Annotated in this window: 16 protein-coding genes; 4 read left to right on the forward strand and 12 right to left on the reverse strand. The window is 72.1% G+C overall.

The features are described from left to right. Positions 1-7: 7 nt before the first annotated feature. Entirely contained in the window at positions 8-343 is a 336-nt protein-coding gene (locus tag BLW57_RS03370; RefSeq protein WP_143050265.1) for a hypothetical protein, read from the reverse strand. 277 nt (positions 344-620) lie between these two features. Between BLW57_RS03370 and BLW57_RS03375 the strand changes: the two genes are divergently transcribed. After that, positions 621-1,571: a DUF389 domain-containing protein gene (locus BLW57_RS03375; protein WP_093472023.1), complete on the forward strand. Its 951-nt coding sequence runs from the start codon at positions 621-623 to the stop codon at positions 1,569-1,571. A gap of 131 nt (positions 1,572-1,702) precedes the next feature. After that, a complete protein-coding gene (locus BLW57_RS03380) occupies positions 1,703-3,541 on the forward strand; it encodes a glycoside hydrolase family 15 protein (protein WP_093472025.1) in 1,839 nt (612 codons plus the stop codon). A 12-nt stretch (positions 3,542-3,553) separates the two neighbouring features. Here the strand turns inward: BLW57_RS03380 and BLW57_RS03385 are convergent, their stop codons facing one another. From BLW57_RS03385 to BLW57_RS03415, 7 genes are all read right to left on the reverse strand, one after another. Then, positions 3,554-5,320, reverse strand: coding sequence for a cation:proton antiporter (locus tag BLW57_RS03385; protein ID WP_093472026.1), 1,767 nt, complete (start codon positions 5,318-5,320; stop codon positions 3,554-3,556). A gap of 51 nt (positions 5,321-5,371) precedes the next feature. After that, positions 5,372-6,412, reverse strand: coding sequence for a cytochrome d ubiquinol oxidase subunit II (locus tag BLW57_RS03390; RefSeq protein ID WP_093472028.1), 1,041 nt, complete (start codon positions 6,410-6,412; stop codon positions 5,372-5,374). After that, positions 6,409-7,836 carry a cytochrome ubiquinol oxidase subunit I gene (locus tag BLW57_RS03395; RefSeq protein ID WP_093472030.1) on the reverse strand — a complete coding sequence of 476 codons (1,428 nt, stop codon included), beginning with the start codon at positions 7,834-7,836 and terminating at the stop codon, positions 6,409-6,411. Before BLW57_RS03395 ends, BLW57_RS03390 begins: the two co-directional genes overlap by 4 nt. Positions 7,837-7,873: 37 nt before the next feature. Further along, on the reverse strand, positions 7,874-8,713 hold the full coding sequence (locus tag BLW57_RS03400; protein WP_256339366.1) for an SDR family oxidoreductase: 840 nt from the start codon (positions 8,711-8,713) through the stop codon (positions 7,874-7,876). 162 nt (positions 8,714-8,875) lie between these two features. Continuing rightward, a complete protein-coding gene (locus tag BLW57_RS03405) occupies positions 8,876-10,465 on the reverse strand; it encodes a GMC oxidoreductase (protein ID WP_093472032.1) in 1,590 nt (529 codons plus the stop codon). 95 nt (positions 10,466-10,560) lie between these two features. Beyond that, on the reverse strand, positions 10,561-11,499 hold the full coding sequence (locus BLW57_RS03410) for a cyclase family protein (RefSeq protein WP_176985438.1): 939 nt from the start codon (positions 11,497-11,499) through the stop codon (positions 10,561-10,563). Beyond that, positions 11,496-12,926, reverse strand: coding sequence for a chloride channel protein (locus tag BLW57_RS03415; RefSeq protein ID WP_093472033.1), 1,431 nt, complete (start codon positions 12,924-12,926; stop codon positions 11,496-11,498). The genes BLW57_RS03410 and BLW57_RS03415 overlap by 4 nt, the downstream gene beginning before the upstream one ends. Before the next feature lie 277 nt (positions 12,927-13,203). Here BLW57_RS03415 and BLW57_RS03420 point away from each other — a divergent pair, with 277 nt between their 5' ends. Then, positions 13,204-13,689 carry a hypothetical protein gene (locus BLW57_RS03420; protein WP_093472035.1) on the forward strand — a complete coding sequence of 162 codons (486 nt, stop codon included), beginning with the start codon at positions 13,204-13,206 and terminating at the stop codon, positions 13,687-13,689. A gap of 17 nt (positions 13,690-13,706) precedes the next feature. On the opposite strand, the gene BLW57_RS03425 is transcribed toward BLW57_RS03420, so the two are convergent. After that, complete coding sequence (locus BLW57_RS03425; protein WP_093472036.1) at positions 13,707-14,291, reverse strand: AMIN-like domain-containing (lipo)protein; 585 nt, start codon at positions 14,289-14,291, stop codon at positions 13,707-13,709. 161 nt (positions 14,292-14,452) lie between these two features. Here BLW57_RS03425 and BLW57_RS03430 point away from each other — a divergent pair, with 161 nt between their 5' ends. After that, positions 14,453-16,081 carry an alkaline phosphatase D family protein gene (locus BLW57_RS03430; protein ID WP_093472038.1) on the forward strand — a complete coding sequence of 543 codons (1,629 nt, stop codon included), beginning with the start codon at positions 14,453-14,455 and terminating at the stop codon, positions 16,079-16,081. A gap of 28 nt (positions 16,082-16,109) precedes the next feature. Here BLW57_RS03430 and BLW57_RS03435 read toward each other — a convergent pair whose 3' ends face one another. Genes BLW57_RS03435 through BLW57_RS03445 form a run of 3 tightly spaced genes read right to left on the reverse strand, consistent with a single transcriptional unit; the run spans position 16,110 to position 18,627 of the window. Next, positions 16,110-16,448 (reverse strand): STAS domain-containing protein, encoded by a 339-nt coding sequence (locus BLW57_RS03435; protein ID WP_371127771.1) that lies wholly within the window; start codon positions 16,446-16,448, stop codon positions 16,110-16,112. After that, entirely contained in the window at positions 16,445-17,824 is a 1,380-nt protein-coding gene (locus BLW57_RS03440) for a PP2C family protein-serine/threonine phosphatase (RefSeq protein ID WP_093472041.1), read from the reverse strand. Before BLW57_RS03440 ends, BLW57_RS03435 begins: the two co-directional genes overlap by 4 nt. Next, entirely contained in the window at positions 17,824-18,627 is an 804-nt protein-coding gene (locus BLW57_RS03445) for an alpha/beta fold hydrolase (protein ID WP_093480495.1), read from the reverse strand. The genes BLW57_RS03440 and BLW57_RS03445 overlap by 1 nt, the downstream gene beginning before the upstream one ends. Between the last annotated feature and the right edge of the window lie 12 nt (positions 18,628-18,639).

The raw sequence follows: 18,639 nt of genomic DNA on the forward strand, positions 1-18,639 counted from the left end.
GAGCGCGTCAGTCAGGGGCGAAGGAGAAACTGCGCCACGGGCCGGTGGACCTGACGACCTGGTCGGACGACGGCCCGTCCAGGTAGATGCTCTCACCGCCGGGCGGCACCGTGCAGTCCGGTGTGGTGTACATGAGCAGGCTGCTCGTCGTGTAGTTGTCGACGCGGGTCACGCCCTCGCGGAAGCGGTAGCACCCCTCGGTCACCGGATTCGAGATGGTCTGCACGTGCCGGGCGCCGTTGTGGGCGACGATCTGACCGTTGGCCTGATCCTCGCAGGCGGTGAGCGCGAGACCGAGCACGGCGATGCCGGTGAGCGCGGCCACGGACCGTGAAGCGGGCATCGAGCCTCCTGTGCCGGGGGACGGGGAAAGCTGCCGGGGAGTCCTCCCGCCCACCACTATCCGCCAGAGCGGGCGGACACGCCTTTTGAGTACGACCGTCGCGGTCACGTTCGCGGTCACGGCCGCCCCTTCCCCCGCCGGCCCCGTCCGGCCGGGTGACCGGCCGGACGGCAGCTCACTCGCGCGGGCGGCGCGTTCCGCCGTGCCGGGCGATAGTGGAGGCGTGTGCCGGCGAGGCCGCCGTACCGAGCCGGTCCGCGCTCACGGGAGGTCGCGGATGGATCTGATCCACTTCCGGCTGCTGGTGCCGCCCGACCTCACCCGGCCGGTCCTGGACCTGCTCACCCCGCACGACCGCGTCCTCAACCTCACGGTCGTGCGGGGTGCCCATGTGCCGGACGGCGACTGGGTCGAGTGCGACGTGCTGACGGGCGCCGCGAACGGCCTCCTGGCCGATCTGCGCGAGCTGGGCGTCGACCGGACGGGGTCGATCGCCGTCGACGACGTCGACACGATGTTCTCGGACCGCGCCGAGCGGATCGCGACCCGCCTGCCCAGCGCACTCGTGCACGCGCCGCTGTGGGCCGCCGTCGAAGCCCGGATCCGCAAGGCGGGCACCTATCCGCCCTCCTTCTACCTGTTCTTGGTCATCGCCGGCCTCATCGGCTCCGTCGGCATCATGACCAACTCGCAGATCCTCATCGTCGCGGCCATGGTGGTCGGTCCGGAGTACAACGCGATCACCAGCATCGCCCTCGGCCTGGACCGTCGTAGCCGCCCCAGGGTGCGGGAGGGGATGCGGGCACTGGCCGCCGGCTTTCCGCTGGCCATCGTGGTCACGCTGGGTTTCGCGGCCCTGGTACGGGCCTTCGGCCTGCAGTCCCGCGCCTTCGAGCGGGGTGTGCGCCCCGTGTCCCACCTGATCGACACGCCGGACTTCTTCTCCGTGGCCGTGGCCGCCCTCGCCGGCGTCGTCGGCATCGTCTCGCTCACCGAGGCACGCGGCAGCGCCCTGCTAGGGGTCTTCATCTCCGTGACCACGATCCCCGCCGCCTCGGACGTCGCGGTGTCGGTCGCCTTCGCCGACTGGCACCAGGCGTGGGGTTCGCTGGTGCAGCTGCTGCTGAACGTGATCGTCCTCGTGGCCGTAGGTGTCGCCACCCTGCGTCTGCAGCGGCGCCTGTGGCGCCGCGCCGCCCGCCGGGCCGCCGCGCAGACGCAGCGCTGACAAGCCCGGCCCTCCCTCCTGACCTGGGCATATCACCAGGCGCGAGTCCGACGGGCCGCAGCCGCATCCCCGGCTTACGCTGATCCGAAGGGACGCGTTCGGGTGAACCGCGCACCGGAAGGGGCAGCCCGATGGACGACTACCCGCGCATCGAGAACCACGGCCTGCTCGGCGATCTGCAGACGGCGGCGCTGGTCACCACCGACGGAACGGTCGACTGGCTGTGCCTCCCGAGGTTCGACTCGCCCAGCGTGTTCGGAGCGCTGCTGGACAAGGACAAGGGCGGCCACTGCACGGTCCGGCCGGTGCACGAGATGTACGCGACGAAGCAGTTGTACCTGCCCGACACGGCGGTCCTGGTGACCCGGTTCATGACCGAGGCGGGCGCGGGCGAGGTCCTGGACTTCATGCCCGTGACGGGGACGACCGCCACCCCCAGCCACCGCCTCGTCCGGCTGGTGCGGTGTGTGCGCGGCACCATGACGTTCGACGTCGAGATCGCTCCGCGGTTCGACTACGGCCGTACGGCGCACCGGTTGCACATCACCGAGCACGGGGCGCTCTTCGCGGCGGAGGACGGCACGGAACTCACGGTGCACCCCATCCGCGAACCGGAGGACGAACGGCTGGTGGACGTCCTCACCGACCGGGGGAACGACCTGCACTTCACCTTGACGCTGGAAGCCGGACAGCAGCGGGGGCTGGTCCTGGAGTCGGCCGCCGACGGGCCGCCGCGGCAGATCCGCCTCGCCCAGTACCAGGAGCTCTTCGAGGAGACCATCAGATTCTGGCGCTCCTGGTTGAGTCAGTCGCAGTACTCGGGGCGCTGGCGGGAGACGGTGGAGCGCTCGGCGATCACGCTGAAGCTCATGACGTACGCCCCGACCGGTGCCCTGGTGGCCGCCCCGACGACGGCGCTGCCCGAGCAACTGGGCGGGGAACGCAATTGGGACTACCGCTTCACCTGGATCCGGGACGCCTCCTTCTCCGTGTACGCCCTGCTGGGGCTGGGGTTCACCGAGGAGGCGAGGGCGTTCATGAACTGGCTGGGCGACCGGGTGAAGGAACGGGCCGGCAGTGACGGCGATTCGGGCCCGCTGAACATCATGTACCGGGTCGACGGCTCCTCCGACCTGGTGGAGGAGACCCTCGACCACTGGGAGGGCTACGCCGGTTCGGCGCCGGTGCGGATCGGCAACGGCGCGGCCGACCAGCTCCAGCTGGACATCTACGGCGAGGCGTTGGACAGCATCTACTTCGCGCACCGGCACGGGATCAGGCTGGGACACCAGGGCTGGACCTCCCTGCTGACCAATCTCGACTGGCTGGTCGACCACTGGGACCAGGCGGGCGAAGGGCTGTGGGAGACCCGCGGCGGCCGCAAGAACTTCACGTACGGCCGCGTCATGTCGTGGGTGGCGTTCGACCGCGCCCTGCGGCTCGCCGAGTCGCACGGACGCCCGGCCTCGACCGCCCGCTGGAGCAGCGAACGGGACGCGATCTACGAACAGGTCATGGCCAAGGGCTGGAGCGAGGGACGGCAGGCCTTCGTGCAGCACTACGGCAGCGACGTGCTCGACTCCGCGCTGCTGCGCATGTCCACGGTCGGGTTCATCACCCCCGAGGATCCGCTGTGGACGTCGGCGCTCGACGCGATGGAGGAGGAACTGGTCAGCGACAGCCTGGTCTACCGTTACAACCCCGAGGCCTCGCCCGACGGTCTGCGCGGCTCCGAGGGCACCTTCTCGCTGTGCACGTTCATGTACGTCGACGCCCTGGCGCGCGCGGGGCGCACCCCCCGGGCCCGGCTGGTGTTCGAGAAGATGATGGGGTACGCGAACCATCTGGGCCTGTACTCCGAGGAGATCGACCCGACGGGCCGCCAACTGGGCAATTTCCCGCAGGCGTTCACACATCTCGCCCTCATCGACGCGGCGCTCACCCTGAACGAGACTCTGGAGAAGCGGTAACCGGGGCCCGGTTCAGGAGGGCGACGGCACCGGTCCGAGCAGGACGACCGTGTCGCCCTGCCGCCCGGGGGCGGGCGACGGGTCCTCTGTGACCGGTTCCAGGGCGCCGCCGGCCCGTACGACGAACAGGGCGTCGTGACCGGGCGGCCGGGGCGCCGACGCCGGCTGGACGTGGAAGCGGGCGCCCCGCCCGTGGCGGTCCGCGAGCGCGTGGCGGACCAGGCGCGGGCCGAACAGCGTGCGGCCCGCGGTGCAGGGTGCGACCACGCCTTCGCCGCCCGGGGGCGGGCCGATGCGGTAGACCGGCCCGTCGACGCCGTCCTCCAGGAGGATCGAGGCGAGCGCGTTGAAGTCGTCGTCGGCCGTGAACAGGAAGACCGAGGTGACCCCCTCCAGTTTCGCCTGCGGCTCGGTGGCCAAGGCCATCAGCTCCCCGCCGGCGAGTTCGACCCCCGCCCGCTCGATCCGCTCCCGCTCCTGTGAGCTGCCCGCCCACATCAGAACGTCCACACCGGCGGTGCGCAGTGCACGCGCGAGTTCGACGACCCAGCCGTCGCCGCCCACCAGCAGCGGACGCGCCCGCTGGGGACGCCTGACGCCCAGCCGACCGGCGACCGGCATCGCTGTGAGCCCGTAGACGAGGACGGTTCCGACGATGACGAGGAAGGTGACGGGGAGGATCTTCCCGGCGCCGTGCAGCCCCTCGGCGGTGAGCGAGGCGGAGAAGGTCGTGGCGGTGGAGGCGGCGACGATGCCGCGTGGGGCCATCCAGCCGACGAAGGCCCGTTCACCGGCGACGAGGTCCGTGCGAGCGGTGGACAGCACGGCCACCAGCGGTCGGACCAGTACGACGAGCACCACGACGAGCACGAGCGAGGGCAGCAGCACGCCTACGAGGGACTGCGGTGTCACCGTGGCCGAGATGGAGACGAACAGCAGGCCGATGATCAGCTGGACGAGCGTCTCGAAGAACGGCCTGCGTGCGGGCATGTCGAGGCCGGGCAGATTCGCCACGGCCAGCCCGGTGACGATCGCGGCGATGAGGCCCGTGTCGTCGTACGCCATGTCGCAGCCCGCGGCCACCGCGACGACGGTGGCCAGCTGGGCGAGCGTCCCCAGCGACTCGCCGAGGCGCAGCTTGCGCAGGGTGTACCAGAGGAGCGCGGCACCGATCGCCCCGCCGGCGAGCCCGACGGCGAGGCCGACGAAGAACGCGCCGAAGCGGAAGTGACCGCTCCGCAGCCCCCCGGAGACGATCGAGTGGAAGGTGACCGCGCCGAGGATGCCCCCGACGGGATCGATCAGGGTGCCCTCCCACATCAGGACCCGCCGTGCCTTCTCCGACGGCCGGACGTGCTCCAGCAGCGGGCCGACGACGGTCGGCCCGGACACCACGAGGATGACCCCGATCATGCTGGCCACGGCCACCGGCACACCGAGCAGAGCCGGTCCCAGGACCACGACGGCTCCCCAGGTGAGGACCACGCCGAGCACCATCAGCCGGACGACGACACCGCGGATCGCGCCCCTGAGGTGGCCCAGGTCCAGGCCGAGCCCGGCGTCGTAGAGGATGATCGCCACGGACACCGAGACGAGCGGGGAGAACGCAGGCCCGAGGAGCTGGTCGGGGTGGATGTCGTCGGTCAGGGCCCCGGCGGTGAACCCGGCCGGCAGGAGCAGGAGCAGGGCCGGGATCCGCAGTCGGCTCGCCAGGATCTGGCACCCGACGGCGAGGGCGACGGTCAGCCCGACGCCCAGCAGGATGTCGTCGGTGGTCACGCGGACTCCACTCGCGCCCGCACGCCCGGCACCGGTCGGGCCGCCGCCGGGTCAGCCCTCGTCACCGGTGCCGGCGCGCCGCAGGTCGGCGTCGGTGAGGCTCTCCAGCTCGCCGTGGGTGTCCAGCCAGTAGAGCAGGACGACCGTGGGGATCACGAGCACCAGCGCGACGAGGGTGACGAAGCCCAGCCAGCGCATGGTGCTGTGCGCGCCCGCGCCGTCGGCGACGGTCAGTGAGGTGGGGATGAGGTAAGGGCGCTGCGCCATGCCCCAGGCGAGGACGGCCGAGGCGACAGCGGCGACGGCCGTGACCCGGGACCAGGCTCCGGAGGGGCGGGTCAGCAGCAAGGCGGTGGCGGCGGTGGCCAGCGCCGCCACGACCACGAAGACGAGGCCGACGCCGTGCGTGAGCCCGTGCCACACATGAGGGGCGTCCCCGTGGGTGACGACCAGGGTGATCACGGCGAGGACGGCGAGGCCCGCCAGGGCGCCCCAGGCCCGGCGCCGGAAGTAGACGTCCAGGTCCGGCGCGGTGAACCGGCGGGCGTCGGCGGCGAGGAAGACGGCGCCGAGCGACGCGGTGGCGGCGACGGCGAGCAGCCCGAACAGCAGTGAGGTGGGGTTGGCCCAGGCGTCCGTCGAGGCCGTCGTCGTCGCGTTCACCCGGCCCGAGGCCACTCCCCCGGCAGCGGCGCCCAGGAAGAACGGTGTCAGCAGGGAGGCGACGGCGAACACGGCTCCGTACAGGCGCCGGCCGGCCAGCTTCCGGGCGGGCTTGCGCAGGGCGAAGCCGGCGCCGCGCAGCACGGTGCCCACGGCGGCGAGCACCAGGGGCAGCCACATCGTGACGAACACCTGCTGGAAGAAGACCGGGAATCCCGTCCACATGATGACGAGGACGAAGATCAGCCAGACGTTGTTGACCTCCCAGACGGGAGCCATCGCGTGGTCGATCAGCCACCGCGGACGCTTGCCTCGCTCGGCTCCGCCTGCGGTCAGGTCCCAGAAACCGGCTCCGTAGTCGGTGCCGCCGCCACAGGCGTAGGCGGCCACCGCGAGCAGCAGGACGACGGCGATGACCCCGGCGATCACCGGGGGCTCCCGGCGGAGCGCGGCCCGTACGGGGTGTCGGTCTCCGGTGCCTCCCGCGGTGGGCGCGGGCCGCCCGCCGCGTCGGCCTCGCGCCAGCGGGTCCGCATCTTCAGCAGCACCACCAGGAACGACCCGAAGACGAACACGTAGACCACGATGACCAGGGCGAACATCAGCCACAGACTGGACGCGCGCGTCGAGGTGACCGCTTCGGCCACGCGCATGTTCTGGTACACGATCCAGGGCTGGCGGCCCACTTCGGTGGTGATCCAGCCGCATTCGACCGCGACCACGGAGGCCACGCCCGCGACGGCGGCGCAGCGGTAGAACCAGGGGGAGGCGGGCAGCCGCCGGTGGCGCAGCCACACGAAGGCGTAGCAGAGGGCGAGCAGGATCAGCCCCGACCCGATGAAGACCATGGTGTCGAACGTGAAGTGGGCGATGGTGGCCTCGGCGGCGGTCGGCCGGTCACTGGCGGGCACCGAGGTGAGCCCGGTGACCTTGGTGTCCGGGCGGAAGCCGGCGAGGATCGAGTCGAGCTGGGGGACCTTGATGCCGCCGGAGACCGTGCCGTCGGGATGGAGCCGGCCGTAGAGGTACTCCGGGACATGGGTGTCGGTCTTCCAGACGATCTCCATGGCGGCGAACTTCACCGGCTGCTTGTGGAACACCTGCCGGGCGATGGAGTCGCCGAGCACGAACTGCACCGGTGTGCACACCGCGGCGAGGGTGAAGGGGATCGTGAAGCCGAGGCGGTGGTAGTGGTCCCGGCGCCCGCGGAGCCAGCCGGTCGCGTAGACACCGGCCACGACGTAGCCGGCCGTCAGGAACATCGCCACGACGAAGTGCCAGTACTGCGGGCCGAACATGGGCGTGAAGATCGCCTTCCAGATCTTCACGTCGGTCGGGTTGCCGGCGGCGTCGAGGGTGAAGCCCCGCGGGGTGTTCATCCACGAGTTCGCGGCGATGATGCCGAAGGCGCCCAGCAGGGCCGCGAAGGGCAGGGGCAGGCCGAGCAGGAAGTGGGTGCGCGCGGGGAGCCGCCGCCAGCCGTAGAGATAGACGGCGATGAGCACGGCCTCCAGGAAGAAGGCCCAGGCCTCGACCCCGAAGCCGATACCGAAGACGTCGCCCCACCGGCCCATCATGCCTGGCCAGAGCAGTCCGAACTCGAAGGACAGCACGGTGCCCGTGACGACCCCGATCGCGAACTGGACCGCCATCACCGCCGACCATCGGCGCGCCAGCAGAAGGGCTGTCGCGTCTCCGCGGCGCAGCCCGTAGCCGTGCATGATCAAGGTGATCAGCGGCAGGGCCACACCCAGCGGCACCAGGATGATGTGTGAAGCGAGGGTGAAGGCCATCTGGGATCTGGCCGGGAGCATCTGCGCGGGCATGTCCGCCAGCATCAGAACGGTGGGCATGGGTGCCTTTCCGGGAGGCGGCGCCGGGCGGGTGGGTTCAGCCGCCGGTGGCGAAGCCGGGGAACAGGGTCATGCCGCCGTCGACGTAGAGGGTGGTTCCCACGACGTAGTCCATGAGGTCGGAGGCGAGGCCCACCACGGCGTGGGCGATGTCGTCCGGCTCGCCGACCCGGGCGTAGGGGATCAGCTTCAGCAGGTCCTGCTCCGCCTGCGGCGTCTCCCAGGCACTGCGGTTGATGGGTGTCTTGATGGCTCCCGGGGCGACCGCGTTCACCCGGATCTTCTTCGGGGCGAGTTCCTGCGCGAGGGTCTCCATCATCATCTGCACGCCGCCCTTGGACGAGGCGTAGTTGACGTGGCCGGCCCAGGGGATGAGCTGGTGCACCGAGCTCATGCAGATGATCTTCCCGGCCGCCCGCGACACCTCGGGGACGACTCCGCGGCGCAGGAACTCCTTGGTCGCCTCGCGGGCGCACAGGAACTGACCGGTGAGGTTGACGTCGATGACCTTCTGCCACTGGGCGAGGGTCATGTCGGTGAAGGCGGCGTCGCGCTGGAGTCCGGCGTTGGCGACCAGGATGTCGATGGTGCCGAACTCCTGGACCATCCGGTCCGTCATGGCGACGACCTGGTCCTCCTTCGAGACGTCGGCCTCGTAGGCGGCGGCCTTCACCCCGAAGGCGGCGATCTCCCGGACCACCTCCTCCGCCTCGTCGCCGCCGGCCACGTAGTTCACGACGACGTCGGCTCCGGCCCGGCCGAGGGCGACGGCGGTCGCCCTGCCGATCCCGGAGTTGGCGCCGGTGACCAGCGCCTTCTGACCCTCCAGCAGCTGTGCCGGAATCACGTTCTTCGGTGCGCCCTCGGTGGAACTCACGATGCCCTGCTCCTCTGCCTGCCCGGATCGTCCGGACGCGGCCCGGACGGTTCAGGCGCCAGACAAACACCGCGCCGCGCGTTCGGCATGCCGGGACGGACCGCATTGCGCCTTGCGGCTGAGCATCTTCGCCCGCGTGGAGGGCGCGGCCCGGCGGCCGCGTCAGCCGAGGCGCTCCAGCAGGTGGTCACCCACGCGCAGGGCGTTCGCGATGGCCGTGAGGGACGGATTGACCGCGCCGATGCTCGGGAAGAAGCTCGTGTCGACCACATAGAGGTTGTCGAGGTCGTGGGCCTTGCAGTTGAGGTCCAGGGCCGAGGACGCCGGGTCGGTTCCGAAGCGCACGGTGCCGGCCTGGTGGGCGGTGGCGCCGATCGGCATGCCCTTGTGCAGGTAGATGCTGCGGGACAGCAGCTGGTGCTCGTGCATGCCGAGCCGGCCGAGCATGTGCTGCAGCTTGTGCCGCAGCCGCTTGAGACCGGCGATGTTGTTGTCCTCGTCGAGCGTGAGCCGGATACGGCCGTCCTTCTCCAGGGTCACCCGGTTGTCCGGCTGGGGCAGGTCCTCCCCGCACAGCCAGAAGTCGACGGCGTGATGTGCCATGACCTCGAAGGGCATGTCCGGCGACACCGCGCCGGCCCAGCGGGGGGCCTGGCCGTGGATCTGCTCGGCGTCCGACTTGCCGAGCATCTGGATGCCGCCGAGCGGGTAGTCCCAGTCGTCCGCGCCCAGGTACCAGTCGTGCAGGGCGAGGGTCTTCTGGAACTGCGTGTCGTTGGGCTCCTTCGAAAGGGCCATCAGCGCGAGGTTGTTGTGCCGCATGTAGTTCCGGCCGACGACGCCGGAGCCGTTCGCCAGCCCGTCGGGATGCCGGTCGTCGGCGGAAGCGAGCAGCAGGGCCGCGGAGTTGACCGCGCCGCAGGCCACGACCACGACGCTCGCGGAGAACCGGGCCTCCTCGTCGCCGGGGAGCTGGGCGACGACGGTGGTGACGCTGCGCCCGGTGGGATCGGTCTCCAGCCGGGTCACGCGCGCGTGGGTGACCATGTCGACGTTGGGGTGCTCGAGTGCCGGCTCGACGCAGATCACCTGGGCGTCGGACTTGGCGCGGACCAGGCACGGGAAGCCGTCCACCCGGTTGCAGCGGATGCAGGCGCTGGCGTGGGTGGCCCCGCCGAACTCGTCCTGGGTGAGGTTGACCCCGATCGGCAGGTGGAAGGGGTGCAGCCCCTGGTTCTCCAGGTCCTGGCTCAACTGCTGGATGCGGGGCTCGTGTTCGACCGGTGGGTAGGCGTACTGCGCACTGCTCGGCCCCTCCGTGGGGTCCTCGCCGTGCCGGCCGTGCACCAGGTAGAGGTGCTCCGCCTGCGTGTAGTACGGCTCCAGGTCCTCGTAGGCGAGGGGCCAGGCGGGCGAGACGCCGTCGTGGTGGCGCAGTTCGCCGAAGTCCTCGGGACGCAGCCGGAACAGCGCGGCGCCGTAGAACTTGGTGTTGCCGCCGACGTAGTAGTTGACCTCGGGCGGGAACTCGTTGCCGTGCCGGTCGAGCCAGAACTCCGGGGCCCGGTACTTGGCCTTGACGAAGACGGCGGTGGAGTCCCAGTTGTCACGCTCGCGCGGCAAGTAGCCGCCGCGTTCGAGGATCAATACCCGCTTGCCCGACGGGGCGAGGCGGTGCGCGAGGGTGCCGCCGCCCGCACCGGTACCGATGACGATCACGTCGTACGGGGGGAGTGCGTCCACGGCAACCACCGTCCTCGCTCGTGTGGTCTGGGCTGTTGCCGGCTTTTCCTCTTCGAACGTACGCGCAGTGCGGTCGTGCGGCACCCGGAGCGGGACCGGCCGGCTCACAGAACGGCGATCGGGTTCACCGGGGAGCCGGTGGCCGCGGGGAGCCGCAGAGGGGCCACGACGCACAGGAAATGCCAGCGGCCCTGCTCCTCGCAGACCGGGACCAGCTCCTCGAAGTCCAGCCAGTCCAGCAGGTGCACTCCCATGGCGTTGACGGCCAGTACGTGCACGGGGAACGGGACCTCCGCGACGGCGCTCGGCGCCGCGTCGCTGTTGCCGTCCGACCCCAGGACGGACACCTGCCGCTCGGCCAGGAAGCCCATCGCCGTCGGGTGCAGGCCGGCCCGCGCCCGTGTCACGTCCCAGGCGCCCAGGGTCCGGCGCCGGAGCCGGTGGCCGATGCGCACCAGCAGTACATCGCCCGGCCCGACGCGGGTCCCCTGGGCGGTCTCGGCCGCGGCGAGGTCCTCGGCGGTCACCTGGTCCCCGGGGTCGAGCCAGGGCACTCCGCGCAGGCGCGGGATGTCCAGGAGCACGCCCCGGCCGACGATGCCGTCCCGGACCAGGTCGACGGTGAGGGTGCCGGCGCCGTCCGGGGTCACGGTGCCGGCCGGGACCCCGCCGTACAGTTCGCCGTCGAACATCACGTGGCACAGGGCGTCGAGGTGGCTGTCCACGTCTCCGTGCACGTTCATGGCGAACCGGTCGCGGGCGAAGTACAGCCCGTGCTCGTGGCCTTCGCGGTCCGTCGGCGCGGTCATCCGGTGGGTCGCGGGCTCCGGGCTGTCCGGACCGGGCCGGGTCTCGACGGGGGCGGCGAGCGACACCGTGCGTCCGGACCGCACCCCGGTGGCGGCCGCCACCACGCGCCCGGGTGTGATCAGGTCCAGCGCGCCGCGCCGGTGCTCCCCAGCCCGCTCGCGCAGCCTCCGGTACAGCTCGCGGAAGGCCGCTGCCGACAGGGGCCGCGCGGCGGCGGGCGGCTGCGCGCTCATCGTGCGCTCCCGGGCGTCGGCCCCGGCTCGGGCTCGGCGCCGTCGTCCTCCCAGGTGGCCGCCGGCCGGGCCGCCGGCAGGCCGGCGGGCCTGCCGACCGGCGGCACGGCGCGCCCGGGCGGCAGCAGTTCGACGGTGACGAAGCCGACGACGGCGGCGAGGATCGCCACGGGGATCATCGCCCCGCTGCCGAGCACGAGGACGACGAGCAGCACACTGCTGACCGGGAGCCGCAGCGCGGCGGCCGTCGCGGCGGCCATGCCCGCGGCCATGCCCGGCACCACGCCGAGGCCGGGCAGCGGCGCGAGCAGAACGCCCACCGCCGCACCGAGGAACAGGGAGGGGAAGACGGGGCCGCCGCGCAGGCTGCCGAGGCACAGCGCGTACGCCACGGCCTTGCACAGCAGGACGGCGATCAGGGCGCCCACGCCCCAGGCGTGCGGATCCGCGGCCAGCCGCTGCAGCACGGCCTCGCCGGAGGAGGCCACGTCCGCCGGCGAACGGCCCACGGCCAGGGTGTACACCGCGGCACACGCCCCGGCGGCGAGCGCGCAGAGCGCCGTGCGCAACACCACCCCGCCCGCGACGAACACCGCGGCCCGGCGCCCCATGGACAGCACCAGGTGCACGGCGGCGGCGATGGCGACGGCCATGAGCACGGACCAGAGCACGTCTCCCGCGTCCAGGCGGGGGAACGGGACGCCCACGGTCATCGAGAGGCTTCCGGTGGACAGGCCCGTCCAGCGGCCGAAGCCGGTGAAGACCAGCGACCCGATGCCGCTGGAGAGCAGCGCGGGCAGCATGACCGCGAAGAGCTGCGGGCCGCCCACTCCGGCGACCTCGATCAGGATCACCGCGCCGATCAGCGGATTGCCGAAGATCGCCGACAGGGCCGCCGCGGCACCGGCGGCGCCCACCAGGGCGGTGCCCCGCGCGGTCGCCGGGGTGCGGATCAGGTCCCGGAAGAACAGGGCGAGTCCGCCGCCGAGCGCGATCAGCGGGGCCTCGGGGCCGAGGGTGGCGCCGAGCGGCAGGCTGGCCGCGGCGGCGAGCACCACTCCTGGCAGGGCGGCCGGGGACATCCCGCCGGAGTGCAGACCCGAGGCGGGGATATGCCCGCCGGCGCCCCGCATCCGGCTGACGACGAGACCGACGAGGAGGCCGGAGACCGCCAGCAGGGGCAGCGGCCACCACCAGGGCGGCGTGCTCCAGCCCAGATCGGCCGGGAGCCCCACCCACAGCAGGTGTTCCAGTTCGTGGAGCCCGGCGAGGAACCAGAAGGCGGCCAGGGATACCGGCACGCCGACGACCGCCGAGAACACGAGCGTCCTCTGGTAGGCGGGGTCGCGCAGCAGATCCCGCAGCCGGTCGGCCTCTTCCGGCTGGGTCCCGGCGGCGGGGGCGGGAGTTGCATCGGACCGGGTCACGACACCGTCCCTCCCGTGTCAGCCGGGGATCGTGCGCTGGTGTGCCGGGCGCCTCCCTGGCGGAGCGTCTCCCGTCATTGCAGCATTCGGCAGTTGGCCCCGCACGTCCGGACGGCTTCCGGAGCGGGGACGGTGACGGCTGCCCAGCGCCGTTCCCGGACAGGGACAGGGCCGTTCGGGTGCGGGTGCCGCCCGGGCGCCCCGCTCGGTGTGCGGGACCCGGCCGCGCCCCCTTCACTGAGATGGACAGACCGATCCGAGTGCACGGAGGCGCGGCATGACAGGGAACTGGACACGGGGTGCGGCCGGCACGGCGCTGGCCCTGGCCGTCACGGTCGGGGCGGCCGGCTGCTCCGACAACTCCGGAACCCCGTCCACCGGCTCCAGCAAGGCGGCTTCGGCGGCCTCCTCCCTCGCTTCACAGGGGACCGACGCGCTGGCCTCCGCCACGGCGGAGGCCAAGCGCAAACTCGACGAGGCCAAGGGCGGTGTCAAGGCCAAGGACGACGTGAGCCTCGGCTCCGCCACCATCGGCAGCGACGGCAAGGCCACGGCCAAGGTGACCGCGAAGAACACCGCGGACGCCAGTAAGTCCTTCGCCGTGCAGGTCAACTTCACGGACACGAGCGGCAACCTGCTGGACGTGACCGTGGTGAAGATCAGCGACGTCGCCGCCGGCGCCTCCGGTGACGCCACCGCCACCAGCAACCGGAAGCTGACCGGACAGGTCAAGGCGGACGTCGCCACGGCCCTGCGCTACTGACCGCCCGTGGCCTTTGCTCACCAGGTGTGGGCCACGTCCACCACCAGACGGTCGGCCACGTGCTGCACCCGGAACGGCAGCCGTGCCCGCACGCCCAGACCGACCTGGGTGACTCCCTCGTAACTGGAGCCGAACTTGGTGTCCCTGAAGGTGCGGTAGCCGGTGACGCTGACGCCGGGCAGCGTCTTGCCGGGCCGGGCGGGGTAGGTGGGTTTTCCGGTCTCCGGGTCGTACGCGGGCGCGCCCACCCTGATGTCGAGGATCGCCCCTCCGGCGACCGGTATCACCGTGTCGGACGGGTCCTGGCGGAAGGTCTTGACGTAGGCGACGGAGTAGGTCAGCGGAGCCGTGCCGCCGCCGACGTCGAAGACCATGCGGTCGTAGCAGGTGTGCCGTCCGGTGCGGATGTCCGTCAGCGAGTGCGCGACCGCCGAGTCGCGGGTGGCGCGCTTGGGCAGACTGCCCCATCCCGTCGGGCACGTCGTCGCGGCGGCGGCCGACGTCCTGCCGTCGGCCGCCGACGCGGCCGTGGCCACGAGGTTCAGTGATCCCGCTGTCACGAGCGCGACCACGGCGACCACCGGCCATCTACGCTTGTTCATGTTTTGCCCCCTGGCGTGACGGTATCGAGCGAAGCGTCACTCATATGACGTTCGCCACCGGCGTTTGGTTGTGCTGTCGCCGGAACGATGTCTACCGCCCCGCTCTGTCCGCCGGTCCCGCCGTTGCGTACCGTACGGTGCGACGGAGGAGGGGACCACCGATGGCCGAACTGCGCCTGGGGCCACTGCTGAGGCACACCGACGACTCGTCCGCCACCGTGTGGGTGGAGACGAGCCGGCCGTGCGCCGTCGAGGTGCGCTGCTCGACCGGGGCACGGGCGGACGCCCCGACGTTCCAGATCGCCGGGCACCACTACGCGCTCGTCACCGTGACCGGACTTGAGCCGGGGACCTCGGCCTCCTACGAGGTCTTCCTGGACGGCGACGCGGTCTGGCCGTTGCCCGGCTCCGCGTTCCCGCCCTCGGTCATCCGGACCCCCGCCGAGGGCGACACCATCAGGATGGCCCTCGGTTCCTGCCGGTGGGCCGCGCCGCCCGCGGACGGCAAGGACCCGGTCGGCACGGACGCCCTGGACAGCCTCGCCACCCGGCTGGCCACCGACCCCGACGCCGAACGCCCGGACGTGCTGCTGCTGTTGGGCGACCAGGTCTACGCCGACGAGACCTCCGCGGACACCCGGAACTGGCTGGCCTCCCGCCGTGACCTCCGTGAGGCCCCGGGCAGTCAGGTCGCCGACTATGAGGAGTACTGCCACCTCTACTACGAGTCCTGGCTCGACCCGCAGATCCGCTGGCTGCTGTCCACCGTGCCGAGCCTCATGATCTTCGACGACCACGACGTCGTCGACGACTGGAACACCTCGGCCGCCTGGCTGGCCGACATGCGCGCGACCGCCTGGTGGCAGGAACGGCTGCTGAGCGGCCTGATGTCGTACTGGGTGTACCAGCACCTCGGCAACCTCACCCCGGCCGAGCTCGCCGACGACGCGACGTACGCGGCGGTGCGTGACACGCCCGACGGCACCGATGTGCTGCGCGCGTTCGCCGCCAAGGCGGACGCCGACTTCGCCTCCGTGCGCTGGAGTTACCGGCGTGACTTCGGCCGGGTCCGGCTGCTGATGGTGGACTCGCGGGCGGCCCGGGTGCTCGACGAGGACCGCCGTGCCATGCTCGACCCCGCCGAGGCGGAGTGGGTGCGGGAGCAGGTGCTGACCGGCCCGGGATCGTACGACCAGCTCCTGATCGGCACCTCGCTGCCCTGGCTGCTGCCGCATCTGGTGCACGACGCGGAGGCCTGGGACGCGGCCCTGTGCGCGGGAGAGCGCGGGGCGCGGTGGGCGCGGCGGGGCGAGCGTCTGCGGCGCGGGGCGGACCTGGAGCACTGGGCGGCGTTCCCCCGGTCCTTCGCCGACCTGGCCGCTTTGATCGCCGAGGCCGGTTCCGGGGCGGGTGCGCCGGCCGGTGTGTACGTGCTGTCGGGGGACGTGCACCACGCCTATGTGGCGGAGGCCGAGTGGCCGTCCGGTGGCCCCGACGCGCGGGTCGTGCAGCTCACCTGCTCGCCCGTGCACAACTCCGTGCCGGTCTGGATGCGGCTCGGGTTCCGCTTCGGCTGGAGCCGCCCGGCCCGGCTCCTCGGCCGAGTACTCGCCCGGCACGGCCGCTGCCCCCGGCCGCCGGTGAAGTGGCGCAGGAAGGGCGGCCCCTGGTTCGGCAACCAGCTCATGACCCTGACGCTGCACGGGCGTTCGGCACGGCTGCGGCTGGAGCGGGCCGGCGCGGACGGCGGGCTGCGCACCGTGCACGAGACTACGCTGACCACACGGTGAGCCCGCAGCCGTGCGGCGCCGGCGTCCGTCAGGGGCTGGGGGGATCGCCGCCGGTGCGGAAGGTGAAGATCTGGTCGAGGCCGACGATGGTGAGGGTGCGCAGCAGGCTCGGCGGGACCTCGGCCAGGACGACGTCGGCGCCCGCGGCCATGGCACGTTGCCGTGCGGCCAGGAGTTCCGTGATGCCGGTGGAGTCGCAGAACTCCAGGCCGGACAGGTCCAGGGTCAGGCTCTCCCCCGGGTTGAGGACGACGTGCTCGACCTGTCGGCGCAGGGTGGCGGCCTGCTCGTAGTCGAGTTCGCCGGCCACGGTCAGCACGGGCCCGGTGGCGGCGGCGCGGTGAGTGATGTTCAGCGGAGTCATCATGAGTGATTCGTTGCCGGGCGGGTGGCGGATTGGTGGGCGGGGACGCCCAGGGCGAGCAGGGCGGTGTCGTCGTCCAGGCCGTCGCCGAACCCATCGAGGAGTCCGGTGAGCGCGGTGATCACCGCGTGGGGTGGGGCCGGTGCCTGCTCGGTGACGAAGGCCAGCAGGGCCTCCTCGCCGTACAGGTCGTCACGGGTGGGTCCCTTGCGCGCCTCGGTGAGCCCGTCGGTGTAGAGCAGGAGGGTGTCGCCGGGAGCCAGTGTGGTCCTGGCGGTGGTGAAGGGGGCGGTGGGGACGACGCCGACGAGCAGCCCGCCGGGGGTGGGCAGGTACGCGGCGTGGCCGTCGGCCCGCAGGACGAGGGCCGGGGGGTGGCCGCCGGAGGCGAGGTGGACCGCGGTGCGGCCGTCGGCGCCTGGTTCGAGGATGCCGAAGATGCAGGTGCAGTACCGGGGGTCGCCGGTGCCGGTGTACCGCTCGTGCAGAACGGCGTTCAGCGTGGCCAGCGCGGCGGCGGGTTCGGGGTCGTGGTGGGCCGCGGCGCGCAGGGTGTACCGCGTCAGCGAGGTGACCGCGGCCGCCTCGGGGCCCTTGCCGCACACGTCGCCGAGGAAGAACGCCCATCTGGCGCCGTCGATCGGGAAGAGGTCGTAGAAGTCGCCGCCGAGCCGGTCGGGAGAGGCGGCGTGGTAGTGGACGGCGGTCTCGACACCGGGGACGACCGGCAGGAAGTCGGGGAGCAGCGACTGCTGGAGGACGGCGAGCGTGTCGGCCAGGCGCTGCCGGTGGGCGTCGGCCAGCAGGCGGGCCTCCTGGGCCTCCGCGCTCGCCTGCTCGGCCTGCGTACGCGCGTGCTCGGCCTCCGCGCGCGCCCGCTCGGCCTCGGTGCGGGCGCGTTCGGCCTCCTGGCGGCGGCGCAGCAGTTCCTCCTCGTACGCGCGCCGGTCGGAGGCGTCGAAGAGCGTGGTGCGGATCAGCAGGGGCTGGCCCTCGCTGCCCTGTTTCACGGCGGAGGAGACCAGCACCGGGAGCCGGTTCCCCGCGGCGGTCCGCAACTCCAGGGCGATGCCCTTGATCTCGCCCTGCATCCGCAGCAGCGGTGCGAAGTGGGTCTCGTGGTACAGCTTGCCGCCGACGGTCAGCAGGTCGGCGAAGCGCTTCCTGCCGACCACGTCCGCGCGTGCCAGGCCGAGCCAGTCGAGCAGGGTCGCGTTGATCTTGGCGATGGTGCCGTCCATCAGCGTGGACAGGTAGCCGCAAGGCGCCGACTCGTACAGTTCCTCGGCGCTGTCCTCCAGCAGCGCGGAGAACGCGGCGTCCGTCCGGGCCTCGCCCCCGGTGCCGGTCGGCTCGGGCGCCCCGTCCTCGCAGCACATCACGGCCGGCTCTCCAGGAAGCGGAGGATCTCCTGGACGGTGGCCTCCGGAGCGCTCAGCTGGGGGCAGTGCCCGGTGGCGTCGAGGGTGACCAGGCGGGAGGTGGGGATCGCGGCGTGCACGAAGGCGCCGACCTCGCGCGGGGCGATGGCGTCCTGGGCGCACTCCAGGACCAGGGTGGGCACGGTCACCTTGCGCAGGTCGTCCCTGCTGTCGCTCAGGAAGGTGGTGCGGGCGAACACGCGGGCGATGTCGGGGTCGGTGGCGCAGAAGCTGTTGGTGAGCTCCTCCCCCAACTCGGGGCGGCCGGGATTGCCCATGATCACCGGGGCCATGGCGGAGGACCAGCCCAGGTAGTTCGACTCCAGGGAGGCCAGCAGTTCGTCGATGTCCTCCGCGGTGAAGCCGCCGCGGTAGCCGGCCTCGTCGATGTAGCGGGGCGAGGGGGCCACCATCACCAGTGCGCCGATCCGCTCCGGCACCGCGTCCACCGCGAGCGCGCCGATCATGGCGCTGACGGAGTGCCCGACGAACACCGCGTCCTCGAGATCCAGGGCCGTGCAGACGTCGGCCACGTCCTGGGCGTAGCCGTACAGGGAGGAGTACCGCTCCTCGGTCCAGGCCGACAGGTCCGAGCCGCCGCAACCGACGTAGTCGAAGAGCACCACCCGGTGCCGTTCGGCCAGCGCGGGCACGATCAGCCGCCAGAGGTTCTGGTCGCATCCGAAGCCGTGCGCGAGCACCACCGCCGGGGCGTCGGCCGGGCCGGTGACGGTGACGTTGTTCCTGCGCCGGATGTCCATGGGGACCATGGT

Source organism: Streptomyces sp. 1222.5 (assembly GCF_900105245.1).
In the GTDB taxonomy this organism is placed as follows: Bacteria; Actinomycetota; Actinomycetes; order Streptomycetales; family Streptomycetaceae; genus Streptomyces; species Streptomyces albidocamelliae.